We start from the raw sequence: 13,597 nt of genomic DNA, 5'->3' as shown, positions 1-13,597 counted from the left end.
GCCCGGTGAGGGGATGCTCCGCGTTCAGCCGGTCGCCTTGCGGGCTGCGCTGCGGGCCCCCCGGGGGGCGGTGGCTCGGGCGGCGACCGGGCGGGCCGGAGACTTACGGGCGGTCACCTTGCGGGCCGGCGTCTTGGCCGCGATGGTCTTCTTCGCCGGGGCCTTCTTCGCCGCCGCCTTGCGGGCGGTGGTCGACGAGGTACCCGTCACCTTCGCGGCGGGGGCCTTCTTGGCCGGAGCCTTGCGCGCGCCGCCGCTGGGGCGGGTGGACGCTGTCTTCTTCGCCGCTGCCGTCTTCTTCGTCGCTGTCTTCTTGGCGGCGGACGCCTTGGTCGCCACCTTCCGCGCCGGGGCCTTCGCCGCGCTGGTGGTCTTGCGCGCCGGAGCCTTCGCCGCGGTGGTGGTCTTGCGCGCCGGGGCCTTCGCCGCGGTGGTGGTCTTCTTCGCCGCGCTGGCGGTGGTCTTCTTCGCCGCGCTCACCGTCTTCTTCGTCGTACCGGTGGTCTTCTTCGCGGCGGTGGTGGTCCTGCGCGCGGTGGACGCCGGGGCCCGCTTGGCGGCGGCGGTCGTCTTGCGGGTGGTGGTCGAGGCCTTCGCGGGGGCCTTCTTGGCCGCGGCGGTGGTCTTGGTGGTGGCCTTCTTCGCGGGGGCCTTCTTGGCCGCGGTGGTGGTCTTCTTGGCCGGAGCGCGGCCCGCCCCGCCGGCGGCCTTGCGGGCCGGCGCCTTCGCGGCGGCCGCGGTGGACTTGCGCACCGGGGTGGTCCGGCTCGCCGCCGTGTTCCGCTCCGCCGCGGCGGTCTTCTTCGCGGTGGTGCGTCGGGCGGCCGGGCGCTTGGTGGCCTGCTGTGCTTCGGCCATCGTGGTTCCCTCCTCGGGGGACGTGCTCTCGCGTGCGTCCTCGCGGAGCACGGAATACCTCGGCGCGAGCCCGTCCCGCGCCGCCTATCTGTCGTCCCCGGCCCAACGAGCGTCCTCGGCATCCCACGCCTCGTTTCGCTCCTGCACTCGTTGCAGGGCGTTCTCCGCGTCGGCTGCCGAGTCGTACGGGCCGAGAACGTGCTTCGCCGGACACACGTTGGCGTCCGTCTCGACCCGGTGATGCCGGGTGCACCAGTAGAACTGCCCACCACGTTCGCTATCGCTCATGGGAATCACTGTGCACCGCGAACCGGCCGGCCGCCACCGGATCGCACAAGTCGCCGACGATCTCCACAGTAGATATGCATTGCGTTCGTCGGGCCGAAATGGCGAAACGCGTGGGACTGGAACTCCGGAAGATGCGCAGGTGAGCATCACTGCTGGGCACATCTATGATCGCCGGATGGCGACACCGGACTACATCGTGGGGCTGCGCAAGCACGTCGGCCACGACCTGCTCTGGCTGCCGAGCGTCAGCGCGGTGGTCCGCAACGACGCCGGTGAGCTGCTGCTCGGCCAGCGCGCCGACGACGGGCGCTGGTCGGTGATCAGCGGTTTCGTCGAGCCGGGCGAGCAGCCGGCCACAGCGCTGGTCCGGGAGGTGCGTGAGGAGACGGGCCTTGAGGTGGCGCCGGTGCGGATGTCCAGCGCCGTGTCACACCCGCACACGTACCCGAACGGGGACCGCTGCGAATACCTCAACCTGGGGTTCCTGTGCCGGTTGGTGGCCGGCACGGCCCGTGTCAACGACGACGAGTCGCTGGCCGTGCGGTGGTTTGCACTGGACCGGCTGCCCGAGCTGGACAAGCACGCTTTGCTGGTCATCGCGTACGCGTTGCGCGAGAACCAGCTGGCCGGCTACCTGGAGCCGGGTGCGAAGTGGGACGACGTACCCGACTGAGGTTCACACGGGGGTCGGCGCGAGGGCCACCGGCTCGGCGGTCGCCGACCGGGCCGCCCGGATGGTGTACGCGAGCGCGTACGGCATGCAGGCCAGGTAGAACATGGGTTCCGCCCGCACCTCGTTGGTGACGATGTGGAAGATCTCCCATGAGATGGTGGGTCGGGGCAGGCTGATGTTCCATTCCGTCCAGGTGGCGAGCAGCCACAACGGCGCGGAGATCCAGTCGAGGCCGCCCAGTGGCGTCGGACTGCTGACCGGGCCGGCGCGACCGCCCGCCGCGATGACGTCGACGACAGCGAGAATCACCGCGAGGTCGGCGGCGGCGAGTGCGCCGAGGACGCCCACCCACCAGGCCGCGCGGAGTCGATTCCGGCCTGCGAGGCTCGCTGCGGCCCAGAGGGCAAGCGTCAGGCCGGCCAACCAGAGCAGCAGCCCGGGTACGAAGGTGACCATGTCGTCCGGGGAGATGGCTGACAGAAACACGACAGCGACCGCACCGATGGGGAGCACCACGCCGAGCGCGATGCGCAGCGGGCCGTCGAGTGCGGCGTGCCGGGCCCAGCGCGCGGCGAACACCGCCAGCAGCACCGCCAGCCCGACGGTGAGCGCCGTCCAGATCGGCTTCTGCACCCGCTCGGACCAGTCCTGGGTCACCATGCGCTCGATCGGCATGAGGGCTGACGCGCTGGCGAGCACGATCCCGACGCAGGCGATCGGGGACAGCAGCAGCGCGGCGACGGTGCGACCGGTCCGACCACGCAGCACTGTGCTGTCGACGATCGGGGCGCCGGCGCGACTGACCGCCAGGCTCACCGCGAAGCCGACCATCTTCGTCCGGCGGCCGCTCTCGGCGAGCACGTGCAGCTCGGCGGCCCACTCGCGGCGCAGGTCGTCGCGAACCTCGGCCGGCCAGCGGCGCGCTGCCAACTCCAACAGCAGCTCGACAACCCGGCGGGTCACCACGCCGGTGCTCCGGTGGGCTCGGTGCCGCCCCACGAGCGACGGCCGCCGTCGGGGATCGCGGCCCGCAGGTCGGCGAGCGCCTGCCGGGCCTGCGTCACACCGACGGCGGTCAGTCGGTAGTAGCGGCGGGCCGGCCGGCCGGCCGCGACGGGATCGATCGCTTCCCAGTCGGCGGCCAGCCAGCCGGCCCCCTGCAAGCGGTGCAGCACCGGGTAGAGGGTGCCGCTGGGCAGGCCGGTCATTCGCATCAGGTCGAGCCCGTAGCGCTGCTCGTCGGGCTCGGCGAGCAGCGCCGCGAGCACCTTCGCGACCGGAATGGTCATCCGCATCCGGCCACTGTATCGGAACTCTACATAGGGGTGGGTACCCGTTCGACGGGAATCCACAGCTCGGCGTCCGCCTGGGCGCCGTCCGCCGACACCCGGACCCGGGAGATCTCCGGTCCAGGTCGGCTGCGGTACGGGTTGGACGGAAACCACTGGGTGAACACGTCACGCCACAGGAACTGCACCGCCTGCGGAAACGCACCGGACGTGGTGAACACCGCCCACGACCCCGCCTGCACCGGCAACGCGTCAAGGTCCTCCGGTGGCACGACGCTGGTCACCACCCCGTGCCAGTAGTCCAGCTCGGTGCCCTCCTGCCGACTGTCGGCGAGGTTGTCGCTGACGTTGACGATTCCCTTCGGCTCCTGATCGGAGAGCGCCTCGATCCGCTCTGTCGTTCCCTTGTCGATGCTCCGGATGAACGCGACGATCGCCGGATTCATCCCCTCGTGCACCAGCGGGACCCGGGCCTTGCGCCCCACCAGCGCGAACGCGTCCTTGTCGACGATCCGGTACTCCATGCTGCCGCTCCCTTCGACTGTGAGTCGGAAGGACATCCGGGGCTGGGCTCGCAGCGCTGCCCCCGTACGCCGAGCTTCTCCGGGGCCCACGCCGTGCACGGCGTGGAACGCCCGGGCGAACGCCTCCGCCGAGCCGTAGCCGTGGTGCACCGCGACGTCGAGCAACGTCCGCTCCCCCGCCAGCACGTCCGCACCGGCGACGGTGAGCCGACGCCGACGGATGTACTCCGACAGCGGCATCCCGGCCAGCGCGGAGAACAGCCGCCGGAAGTGGTACTCCGACGTCAGCGCGATCCGAGCCAGCTCGGCCACCTCGATCTTCTGGTCGAGGTGGCGCTCGATGTACGCCATGGCCTCGTTGAGCCGATCCAGCACCCAGGCCTCCTTCCCTTTCGAACACCGACGTTAGGTCGCGGGGCCGGTGGCCCACCCGACATCCGATGCCCGCGTCGGTCGGGTGCGGCCGCACCGATCGTCGTGTCGTAGCCTGGCGGACTTTGCTTCCCGAGGAGGTCGACGTGGCCGAGTATCCGCAGGACGTCGTGCAGCGTTTCCACGGCAGCCCCGAGCAGGTCGACGCCGGCCTGGTCGGCGAGCCGCCAGGAACCTGGGCGTCAGTCGTCATCGAGGAGTACGACAGGGCCTGGGCGCAGCGATTCGTCGCCCTCCGCACGTCGATCGTCGAGGCGCTGGGCGACCTGGCCCTCGCTGTGGAACACGTGGGCTCCACGGCGGTGCCGGGGCTGGCGGCCAAGCCGATCATCGACATCGACCTCGTCGTCGAGGACACCGCCGAGGAGGCCGCCTACCTCCCCGCGCTGGAGCGGCTCGGATACCGGCTCGTCCTGCGCGAGCCCTGGTGGCACGGGCATCGGATGCTCGTCAGCCCCGGCGAGGACGTCAACCTGCACGTCTGGCCGCCGGGTGCGCCGGAACCCGTCCGGCACCGGCTCTTCCGCGACTGGCTGCGTTCGCATCCGCACGACCGGGAGCGGTACGCCGCGGCCAAGCACCGCCTCGCCCGGGACACCGCGCACCAGCCCCGCGACTACAGCCTCGCGAAGAACGACGTCATCGACGAGATCTACGCGCGCATCTTCGCCACCTGACGCCCCGCGCAGTCGACGGCAACACGTAGATCTTGGACAGTTTCCGTTATCAGCTAACGGAAACTGTCCAAGATCTGGCCGCCGGCCGCCGGCCGGGCAGTCGACATTGTCCGGAAAAGCGCCTTGACCCTGACACGGTGGCGGGCTGGAGACTGGCTCCATGGACCTTGATGACTACCGGGGACACTCCCCCTACAGCGACCCCGGTCGGCACGGCGGGCTCCTCGACGCCGTGGCCTCCGACGTCCCCACAGTCGCCGCGACCGCCCGCAACGTGATCGTCCACTACCGGGCCGGCGGCGTCGACCTGCCTGTCGACCGGCTGGACGAGGTGAACCACCGCTGGGTGGACCGCGTCCTCGACACCGACCAATCCCGCTTTCCCCTGCCGCTGAGCGTTGAGCGCCCGGCCGTGGACCGGGTGGCCGGCTGCTGCCGGGACCACACGCTGCTATCGATCGCGATCCTCCGTCAGCACGGCATTCCCAGCCGCAGCCGGGTCGGCTTCGCCTCCTACTTCACTCCCGGCTGGCACCACGATCACGTGGTGATGGAGTACTGGAACGGCGAGCGCTGGGTCTGGGCCGACCCGGAGCTCGACCCGGCCGGCGACTGGCGGTTCGACGGCTACGACATCGACCCGGGGGCGGGGCTCTTCGACTCGGCGGCGCGGGTGTGGTCGGCGTACCGGGCCGGGACGATCGATCCCGACGTCTACGGCGTGGCCCCCGGCCTGCCGGTCCACGGCGCCTGGTTCATCTACAACTACGTCCTGCACGAACTGGCCCACCGGCAGAAGGACGAGTTGCTGCTGTGGGACAGCTTCGGCGCGATGACCGACGACCTCGCCGCCGCCGACCTCACGCTCGCCGATGAGATCGCCGCCCTGCTGCTCGAAGCCGACGACGGCGACGAGGCGGCGGAGAAGGCGCTCGCCGCAAGGTACGCGACCGACACTCGCCTGCGTCCCGGCGCTCAAATACGCAGCTTCTCACCGGTCTTCGGCACTGTGCGCACTGTCGATCTGCGTGTCAGCCGAAGGTGAAGGCGTACGCCTGGGCGCCCGGCTCGCCGAACGTGATCTCCAGGGTCCGCTCACGGACCGGGCCGTCCTGGCGGACGAGCTGGTAGAGCCGGCCGTCCTGGAGTACGCCGTTGCCGTCCTCGTCGACATCGACACCGTGTGACAGGCCGGGGGCGTCACCGTCGAGCAGCACCCGGAACGGAATCGACGCTCCCACCCCGGCGGCCAGCACGAGGTGCGCGTCGCGGGCGTGGAACCGGAAGGCGATGCCGCCGCCGGCCCGGTCCAACAGGACGTTGTCCGACCCGATCGTCCACTCCCCCGCCAGCGCCCACTGGTTGAGGCCGAGGCTCTCCGGCACCTGGTAGGCGCGGCGTTCGTCGAGCGCCGGACCGTTCGGCGACGCAAAGTGTTCGCCGCGACTGAAACCGAGGTACGTCTCGGGCGTGCGCAGGTTGTCCCAGTCGGCCTCCGCCTCCGGGCCGAGCCCCTTGACGGGTACGGGTTCGCGCTCGATGCCCAGCAGGTGCTGGAGCATCCGCTCGGACTGCTCGTAGCGCCCCTCGCCGAAGTGTTCGTCGCGGATGACGCCGTCGGTGTCGACGAAGTAGAGCGCCGGCCAGTAGTGGTTGTCGAACGCACTCCAGATCGTGTAGTCGTTGTCGACCGCCACCGGGTAGTCGATCGATCGGGCCGCCACCGCGCGGCGCACCAGGTCGACCTCGTGCTCGAACGGAAACTCCGGCGTGTGCACCCCGATGACGACCAGCCCGTCATCGCTGTAGGCCTGCGACCAGGCCCGCACGTACGGCTCCTGGCGCAACCAGTTGATGCAGGTCAGCGTCCAGAAGTTGACCAGGACGACGCGCCCACCCAGGTCGGCGGGGCCGAGTGGCTCGGAGTTGAGCCACTCGGCCGCCCCGTTCAGCGGGGGCAGGTGCACGCCCATCTAGCGCAGCGACCGGAAGGCGGTGCGAAGCTCTTCGGAGAAGATCTTCGGCTGTTCCCAGGCTGCGAAGTGCCCGCCCACGTCGAGCTTGTTGTAGTAGATGAGGTTGGAGTACGCCTGCTCGGCCCAGCTCTGCGGCGCCTCGTACAGCTCGTCGGGGAAGACGCTCACGGCGACCGGGACCTTCACGCCCTTGGCGGCGAAGAACGAGAGCTTGTTCTCCGCGTACAGCCGGGACGCGGAGATCGCCGTGTTCGTCAACCAGTAGAGCGAGATGTTGTCCAGGATGTCGTCGCGGGTGAGGCCCGCTTTGGCCCCGTCGAAGACCTGCGAGATCAGGGCCAGACTCTTCGCGTCGTGGTCGAGCAGGAACGACGCCAGGCCGACCGGAGAATCCGCCAGCCCGGTCAGCGTCTGCGGACGTGTCGCCATCATGAGGGCGTAGGCGACGTGTTTCCAGACGTAGTTGGCTTCCTCGGCGGCACGCATTTCGTCGTCGGAGAGCCCTGCTGGCAGCGAGCCCATGGCGTTGTTCGCGCCGGTGGTGTCGCCCTGGAACAACAGGTCGATCTCGGGTGGGATCGCACCGGGCATGTTGGTGTGGATGCCCAGCAGTTCCGGGGGCGCCTGAATGCCCATCTGGTCGACGATGACAGCACCCCAGTCGCCGCCCTGCGCGACGAACCTGTTGTAGCCGAGCCGTTTCATCAGCTCGGTCCAGGCGGTCGCGATCTTCTGCGGGTTCCACCCGGACTCGGTCGGCTTGCCGGAGAAGCCGTGGCCGGGCAGCGACGGGATGACCAGGTGGAAGGCGTCCGACGCGCTCCCGCCGTGCGCCGTCGGGTCGGTGAGCGGCTCGATGATCTTCATTTGCTCGATCACCGAGCCCGGCCAGCCGTGGGTGACGATGAGCGGCAGCGCTTCCTCGTGCTTCGAGCGCACGTGGATGAAGTGGATGTCCACCCCGTCGATGGTGGTCATGAACTGCGGTACGGCGTTCAGCCGCGCCTCGACCTTGCGCCAGTCGTACTCCTTCTCCCAATAGCGGGCGACGGCCTGAATGGTCGCGAGTGGCACGCCCTGCGACTGGTCGTCCACCGTTTCCTTGTCCGGCCAGCGGGTGGCCTTGATGCGCCTCTTCAGGTCATCGAGGTCGGCCTGCGGAATGTCGACCGAGAAGGGCCGAATCTCCGTGGTGCCCGGACGAGTCTTGGTTTTGACAGCCATGCGTGTTTCCTCTCCGTCTCGGTTTGCGCCTCGCGAGGAGAAATCATGGGTGAAAGGCTCTGCCCGGACTTATGTGCCAACGATGGGCACGCCGCCGCCATATCTCGGAGCCTAGAACGCCGCACCGGTTGCTCGTGGCGATACGAGCAGCCCTCTCATGTGTCGGCTCCGGGGGCCGCGACGGCGTGTTCGGCGGCGCGGCTGACCTGCTCCCAGCTCGCCCAGGTGTCCATCCGTCGACGGGCGATGTCGAACGCGAGGTCGTACACCATGCTGCCGAGCAGGAGCCGCAGCGGCGGCTCGTCGCTGTCGACCAGGCGCAGCAGCGCGTCGGCGGCGAGCCGCGGTTCGCTGTCGATCGAGCCTTGCGCCCACTGGCGCTCCAACTCGGCACGCAGTGGCGCGTAGGCGTCCATCGGGGTGGTGGCGCGCACGCTTGTGTAGAGGTCGGTCCAGTATCCGCCCGGCTGCACGATGCTGACAGTGATGTCGAAGGTCGCCGCCTCCATCGCCAGCGCCTCGCTCATGCCCTCCAGGGCGAACTTGCTCGCGCTGTACAGGCCGGTGCTCGGGAAGCCGGCGAGCGCGGCGATGCTGGAGACCTGCACGATGTGGCCGGACCGTTGGGCGCGCAGGTGCGGCAGCACTGCCTGACTGACCCAGAGCGCGCCGAAGAGGTTGACCTCGAACTGGGCGCGCGCCTCGGCCTCGGTGAACTCTTCGATCATGCCCATGGACAGGGTGCCGGCGTTGTTGATGACGATGTCGAGCCGGCCGAAGTGCTCGACGGCGGTGTTCACGGCGGCGATGACGGCGGCGCGGTCGGTCACGTCGAGGGTCAGGGCCAGCAGCCGGTCGGCGTACTTCTCGTCGAAGTCGGCCTGGTTGATGGTGCGGGCGGCGGCGACCACCCGGTCACCCCGGTCGAGCGCGGCGTCGGCGAAGGCGCGGCCCAGGCCGCGGCTGGCACCGGTGATGAACCAGGTACGCATGTGTTCTCCAAGTGTTTCAAGACGAGACGGTCCGTCTCGTGATGTGCCGAGACTAGGGCCGCCACAGCATCGCCGTCAAGACGAGACGGTTCGTCTCGTCGGCTGTTATCCTTCTGCCCATGACGCCCAACACGGCCCGCCGGAGAGAGACCTCCCGACGCGCCATCCTCACCGCGGCCTTCGACCTGCTTCGGGAAACGGGGTACGCGAAGCTCAGCATCGAGGGCATCGCCGCGCGGGCCGGCGTCGGCAAACAGACCATCTACCGCTGGTGGCCGTCGAAGGGCGCTGTCATCTTCGACGCCTTCCTCATGCTCAGCGAGGCCACCGAGGGTGGACCGCCGACGCTGCCGGACACCGGCGACCTGGCGGCGGACCTGACAGTGGTGCTGCACGCGACTGTCGAGGAGATGAACGACCCCCGGTACGAGCAACCGATGCGCGCGCTGGCCACCGAGATCGCGCTCGACCCCGTGCTGGCAGCGGCGTATGCCGAACGGTTGGACGGGCCGTTGAAGGAGGCCAAGCGGCAGCGCCTGCGCAGCGCCCAGCGGGCTGGCCAGATCGCTGAGGGCGTCGACCTCGCCGTGGCGGTGGACATGATCTGGGGGCCGATACTCAACCGGTGGCTGCACCGCAGCGGCCCGCTCACCGCCGAGTACGCCGACCTCGTCGTCGCCACCGCCCTCAACGGACTGCGCCCCCGCCGGTCCGGCGAGTGACTAGCCCTGCCGGCCCTGACGCGCCGTGCAGATCACGTAGCCCTTGGGGTCGCGCCACGGCCCCGCCTCGGCGGTGAACCAGGCGCGCACCTTCGCGCCGATGGCCCGCGTCAACTGCGGGCGCAGGGCCGAGTCGGGCTCGACGCCGTAGAACGACAGTTGGGCCGCCGCGAACGCGATGACCGGCTCCGGACTGTCGAAGACGAGGGCGTTGTCGAATCGGTGTACGGCGACCGCGCCGAAGGTCAACTCGATCATCTCGGGCAGATTGTCGCTGTTGACCCGCGAGTTGGGCACGACCGGGATGTCGATCCCCGCCGACGTGACCAGCTCGGCGACGAGCGCGGACACCCGAGGTGTGGTGCCGGGGCTGTTCACCACGGCCGCGAAGACTCCGTCCGACCTGAGCACCCGCCGGCACTCGGCCAACGCCCGCCGCACATCCGGAACGTGGTAGAGCATGTGGCGCGCTGTGACGACGTCGAAGGTCGCCGCGTCATACGGCAGGTTCATCGCGTTGCCGAGTTGCGCCGACACGCCTGCGACGTCAGAGAGCGCGTGTACGGCCGCCGGTGAGGTGTCCAGCCCCACGAGCCGGCCGCGATGGCCCCGCTCCGCGAGATTGCGGAGAAAGGCGCCGGTGCCGCAGCCGACATCGAGCAGATCCGCGTCCCTGGACAGCGACACCGCCTGCCGGACCGTACCTTCGACGTCGTCCGGGACTTCGCTGTAGCGCTGATGTGTCTGGATCCGCGTGGTCAGCGGCTCCAGTGAGAGGTACTCCTGCACATCGGAGATGGGGTGCTTCACCTCGTGCCCCTTTCCTCGGTGGTGATCTGTTTCGACTTCTTCAGCAGTAGTACTCGGCTTCACCACCAACCTCAACGGACTGCGGCCGCGCCGATCCGGCGAGTGACGATCAGTGGGATGGCTTTGCGCTGCCACAGCACGGTGCGGCAACATCAGGCGCCGTGACGGCACCAGGCACGGCCCCCGACAACGACATCCCGGCCAGCGACAACGGCACACCTCGGTCGGGTCGACGGGTCAGGCACTGGGTGGCCGGCGCCGGGGTCACCGCCCTGGCCGCCGTCCTGGGCATCACCCTCGCCGTCCGCGGCGGCGCCGCCCCGGCCTGCGCCGCGCCGCCGACGGGCAACGCCGTCCACAAGGGAAAGGCCAGCTTCTACGACGCGGGCCGCTCGGGCGGCAACTGCTCCTTCCCCGGCCCGCCGGCGGACCGGCTCTACGTGGCTGTCGGCGCATCTCAGTACTCCGGATCGGCGGCCTGCGGCAGCTACCTGGAGGTGAGCGGCCCGAAGGGCAAGGTCCGGGTCATGGTGATGGACCAGTGCGGCGGCTGCGGACCCAGCAAGATCGACCTCTCCACCGAGGCGTTCACCAAGATCGCCGACCGGTCGCAGGGCATCGCGTCAGTGACGTACCGGGCGGTGGTGAACCCACCGCTCGACGGAGGGCTCACCTTCCGAATGAAGGGCGGCGCCTCGAAATACTGGTTCGCGGTGCAGGTCGGCAACCACGGCAACCCACTCCGCTCGGTCGAGGCGCAGGGGGCCGGCGGCGGCTTCCGCAAGGCCGCCCGGCAGAGCGACAACCACTGGACCATCGAGGGCGGGATCGGCCCCGGGCCGTACAGCATCAGGGTCACCGACGTGTACGGACGCCAGGCGATAGCCACCGGCATCCGCCTGGTCACCAAGAAGGTGCAACGCAGCACGGCCACCCTCGCCAGCGCCTCCCCCACGCCCAGCGGCTCACCCTCGGCCCCGCCGAGCCCCACCATCGCGCCCGCACCGACGCCGACGGAGTCGGCCGCACCGACGGCGACAGTCGAAGCGCTCGCGGGTGCCGCCGCTCCGCTCGACCGCCCCCGCTGCTGACCGAGCCGCGACGGCACGGTCAGCAGCCTTGCGTACGACGGGAATGCGCCTCAGCGGAACGGGCGCGCGACAATCCTCAGTAGCGCCCTGAGCAGCACCAGTACGCGATACACCCCGTAAAAGATCCACACGCCGAACATGCCGATACCGGTGATGATCAGGGCAGGCCCCACGACGGCCGTTTCCTCGACCACCCAGCCGCCCGCGATCACCACCGTGACCACGACGCCGAGTAGCACGACAGCACGTCCCACCCCCTTTGACGCCTGCCACAGGGCGGTGGCTTGGGCACGGGCTGGCAGGGCTCCCGCCGAGGACAGGGTGGGCGACGCGACCGGTGCCGGCGGGCGCGACGCCAGTTCGTCGAGTTGTCGACCCGCCGCGCGGTCCCGTTCGTCAGCGGAGCCATTCAGGACCGCCTCCAGCGCACGCAGGTCATCCCGGCCACGGAGCGACCCGGTGCGCGGATCAGCGAGGAGCAGCAGAGGAACCGGGGGCTCCTCGTCCGCCGAGCGGGCCAGCACCCACGCATCGCCGAAGCCCCTCAGCTGATCCGGTTGCCGCACCGTGACGACCCCGGAGACCAGGCTGATCCGGGGCGCTGCCGGATCAGCACCGATTACCAGGTCAGCGCCGTCGATCATCGCTTCGGTGTCGACCAGGTCCCGGCAACTCTCGGTGAAGTGCCGAACAACTGTGGTGACGATGCCGACCACCACCAGGGAGACGACAAACACGATGCCGCCGAGCAGCTCGCTGTGCTGTGTCGCAACGACGGTCAGCGACAGCGACGGAACGAGGACGAGCAGATACCAACCGACGAACAGCAGGGCCCTGCGCCGGTCCAGCCACCGCTTGAGCCGGGCACGGTCGGGTTCGTCCGGAAAGCGCCCCAGAGGAACCCCGCTGGTCGGCTGGATCGGTTGCCGGCACAAATGGTGGAAGCGCTCACCCGCCAGGACCGCCAGGTCCCGCGCGAACTGGTCCTCCCCGTAGGCCACCTCAGCGAGCGCGAACAGTTCGATGGCCGCCTGGCCGTCCACCGGGCTCTTCTCGGGCAGCGGGACGCCCAGGCTCACCCCGGCCGCGGGCACCAGGAGCACACGTGGACGCCGCAGCGTGGGTCGGTCGGCGGTCGTGGGAGCGTCGGCGAGCACGACAGCGGCAACCTCATCCCACAGCAGGTGGCGCTTGAGCTTCGGAATCCGCACCGACAAGCCGTCGACGTCGACGTCGACACGGAACGGCAACACCGCGTCCCGCACCAGCCGGCCACCTGTGGCCAGACCGAACGCCACAGCCGCCGCACTCAGAAACAGGCCGACCCAGGCGATGTCCATCATCGCGTACGCGATACCGACAGCTCCGGTGAGCAGCAGCGTCCCGAACACCAGGAGGACGAGACGGTCGAAGTACGAGTGCCGTACCTTCACCAGCTCATCGTCCGGCACGAGGTCAAGCCGCAGACGGGTCGACCGTGCGCCGGAGCGGAGCCGGTATGAATCCGGGTTGCGTCAGGACCCGTAACGACCGAGCATCGCCGGGTGGATGCCGTGGTGCAGTGGGTTCGTACCTCGTGGACGAAGCGTTCGCGCGGCGGCGCCGAGGCGACCCGGCGTAACGCCGTACCGGTGTCGTTCGTCCTGCCGGAACGGGCGGTGCCGTTCGTTCAAGAGATCAAGATGTCGGAGGCCGTGGGGTTCGAGCCGCGCGAGGAAGTGACACGCCCGCCGTACCGGAGCGACGTGCGCCTCCAACTGGTAGCTGGTCGACTCCAGGTTGAACTGGTCGCGGCGGCCTGGGGCGCGCCGCGCCGTCACCGCCGGCCGCCCTCGGTACGACTCGCCCGCGGCGAATGGCTGCGCTGGCACATCAACTACCGCTTCGCCGGGATGAACGGCGGTGCCACGTTCTACCGGTTGGACACCCTCAACCTGGCACATGGCGCAGTCCCGGCCAACACCTTCCTCGGGGAACCGTCTCGGTTCATCGACGAACGCGCGCACATCTGGTAGCTGTCGCCGCCGTGCCCCGTCGTACC

Annotated in this window: 16 protein-coding genes; 6 read left to right on the top strand and 10 right to left on the bottom strand. The window is 69.7% G+C overall.

The genetic code is table 11. From position 1 onward, the window contains the following. Window positions 1–24: 24 nt before the first annotated feature. Both AB0B98_RS10755 and AB0B98_RS10750 read right to left on the bottom strand, forming a co-directional pair. Window positions 25–858, bottom strand: coding sequence for a histone (locus AB0B98_RS10755; RefSeq protein ID WP_357361983.1), 834 nt, complete (start codon window positions 856–858; stop codon window positions 25–27). An 84-nt stretch (window positions 859–942) separates the two neighbouring features. Further along, window positions 943–1,146, bottom strand: coding sequence for a hypothetical protein (locus tag AB0B98_RS10750; RefSeq protein ID WP_030330129.1), 204 nt, complete (start codon window positions 1,144–1,146; stop codon window positions 943–945). Between the two features lie 175 nt (window positions 1,147–1,321). Here AB0B98_RS10750 and AB0B98_RS10745 point away from each other — a divergent pair, with 175 nt between their 5' ends. Then, complete coding sequence (locus AB0B98_RS10745; protein WP_357361981.1) at window positions 1,322–1,819, top strand: NUDIX domain-containing protein; 498 nt, start codon at window positions 1,322–1,324, stop codon at window positions 1,817–1,819. A gap of 3 nt (window positions 1,820–1,822) precedes the next feature. Here AB0B98_RS10745 and AB0B98_RS10740 read toward each other — a convergent pair whose 3' ends face one another. From AB0B98_RS10740 to AB0B98_RS10730, 3 genes are read right to left on the bottom strand one after another with little or no spacing between them, the layout of a single operon-like run. Then, window positions 1,823–2,785, bottom strand: a complete 963-nt coding sequence (locus AB0B98_RS10740) for a hypothetical protein (protein ID WP_357361979.1) — start codon at window positions 2,783–2,785, stop codon at window positions 1,823–1,825. After that, window positions 2,779–3,114, bottom strand: a complete 336-nt coding sequence (locus AB0B98_RS10735) for a helix-turn-helix transcriptional regulator (protein WP_112680179.1) — start codon at window positions 3,112–3,114, stop codon at window positions 2,779–2,781. Before AB0B98_RS10735 ends, AB0B98_RS10740 begins: the two co-directional genes overlap by 7 nt. A 20-nt stretch (window positions 3,115–3,134) precedes the next feature. After that, entirely contained in the window at window positions 3,135–4,007 is an 873-nt protein-coding gene (locus AB0B98_RS10730) for a GyrI-like domain-containing protein (protein WP_357361977.1), read from the bottom strand. A 143-nt stretch (window positions 4,008–4,150) separates the two neighbouring features. Here AB0B98_RS10730 and AB0B98_RS10725 point away from each other — a divergent pair, with 143 nt between their 5' ends. Then, window positions 4,151–4,741: a GrpB family protein gene (locus AB0B98_RS10725; RefSeq protein ID WP_357361975.1), complete on the top strand. Its 591-nt coding sequence runs from the start codon at window positions 4,151–4,153 to the stop codon at window positions 4,739–4,741. Between the two features lie 160 nt (window positions 4,742–4,901). Further along, the gene (locus AB0B98_RS10720; protein ID WP_357361973.1) at window positions 4,902–5,786 is read left to right on the top strand and encodes a transglutaminase domain-containing protein; all 885 of its coding nucleotides are present in this window, start codon (window positions 4,902–4,904) and stop codon (window positions 5,784–5,786) included. On the opposite strand, the gene AB0B98_RS10715 is transcribed toward AB0B98_RS10720, so the two are convergent. The 3 genes from AB0B98_RS10715 to AB0B98_RS10705 form a co-directional block, all read right to left on the bottom strand. Beyond that, complete coding sequence (locus tag AB0B98_RS10715; protein ID WP_357361972.1) at window positions 5,773–6,714, bottom strand: redoxin domain-containing protein; 942 nt, start codon at window positions 6,712–6,714, stop codon at window positions 5,773–5,775. The two genes, AB0B98_RS10720 and AB0B98_RS10715, sit on opposite strands and share 14 nt — an antisense overlap. After that, complete coding sequence (locus AB0B98_RS10710; RefSeq protein ID WP_357361970.1) at window positions 6,715–7,941, bottom strand: epoxide hydrolase family protein; 1,227 nt, start codon at window positions 7,939–7,941, stop codon at window positions 6,715–6,717. Between the two features lie 155 nt (window positions 7,942–8,096). After that, the gene (locus AB0B98_RS10705) at window positions 8,097–8,933 is read right to left on the bottom strand and encodes an SDR family oxidoreductase (RefSeq protein WP_357361968.1); all 837 of its coding nucleotides are present in this window, start codon (window positions 8,931–8,933) and stop codon (window positions 8,097–8,099) included. A gap of 119 nt (window positions 8,934–9,052) precedes the next feature. Here AB0B98_RS10705 and AB0B98_RS10700 point away from each other — a divergent pair, with 119 nt between their 5' ends. Continuing rightward, entirely contained in the window at window positions 9,053–9,655 is a 603-nt protein-coding gene (locus AB0B98_RS10700) for a TetR/AcrR family transcriptional regulator (protein ID WP_357361966.1), read from the top strand. Here the strand turns inward: AB0B98_RS10700 and AB0B98_RS10695 are convergent, their stop codons facing one another. Next, complete coding sequence (locus tag AB0B98_RS10695) at window positions 9,656–10,465, bottom strand: class I SAM-dependent methyltransferase (protein WP_357361964.1); 810 nt, start codon at window positions 10,463–10,465, stop codon at window positions 9,656–9,658. A 161-nt stretch (window positions 10,466–10,626) separates the two neighbouring features. On the opposite strand from AB0B98_RS10695, the gene AB0B98_RS10690 reads away from it, so the two are divergent. Next, the gene (locus tag AB0B98_RS10690; protein ID WP_357361963.1) at window positions 10,627–11,556 is read left to right on the top strand and encodes an expansin EXLX1 family cellulose-binding protein; all 930 of its coding nucleotides are present in this window, start codon (window positions 10,627–10,629) and stop codon (window positions 11,554–11,556) included. A 50-nt stretch (window positions 11,557–11,606) separates the two neighbouring features. Here AB0B98_RS10690 and AB0B98_RS10685 read toward each other — a convergent pair whose 3' ends face one another. Then, window positions 11,607–12,989: a hypothetical protein gene (locus tag AB0B98_RS10685; RefSeq protein WP_357361961.1), complete on the bottom strand. Its 1,383-nt coding sequence runs from the start codon at window positions 12,987–12,989 to the stop codon at window positions 11,607–11,609. Between the two features lie 111 nt (window positions 12,990–13,100). On the opposite strand from AB0B98_RS10685, the gene AB0B98_RS10680 reads away from it, so the two are divergent. Next, entirely contained in the window at window positions 13,101–13,571 is a 471-nt protein-coding gene (locus AB0B98_RS10680) for a hypothetical protein (RefSeq protein WP_357361959.1), read from the top strand. Window positions 13,572–13,597 lie beyond the last annotated feature (26 nt).

The sequence above is a fragment of the Micromonospora sp. NPDC048947 genome, from assembly GCF_040649495.1.
GTDB classification, from domain to species: Bacteria; Actinomycetota; Actinomycetes; order Mycobacteriales; family Micromonosporaceae; genus Micromonospora; species Micromonospora alfalfae.
This window is presented reverse-complemented; position numbering and strand designations above follow the sequence as displayed.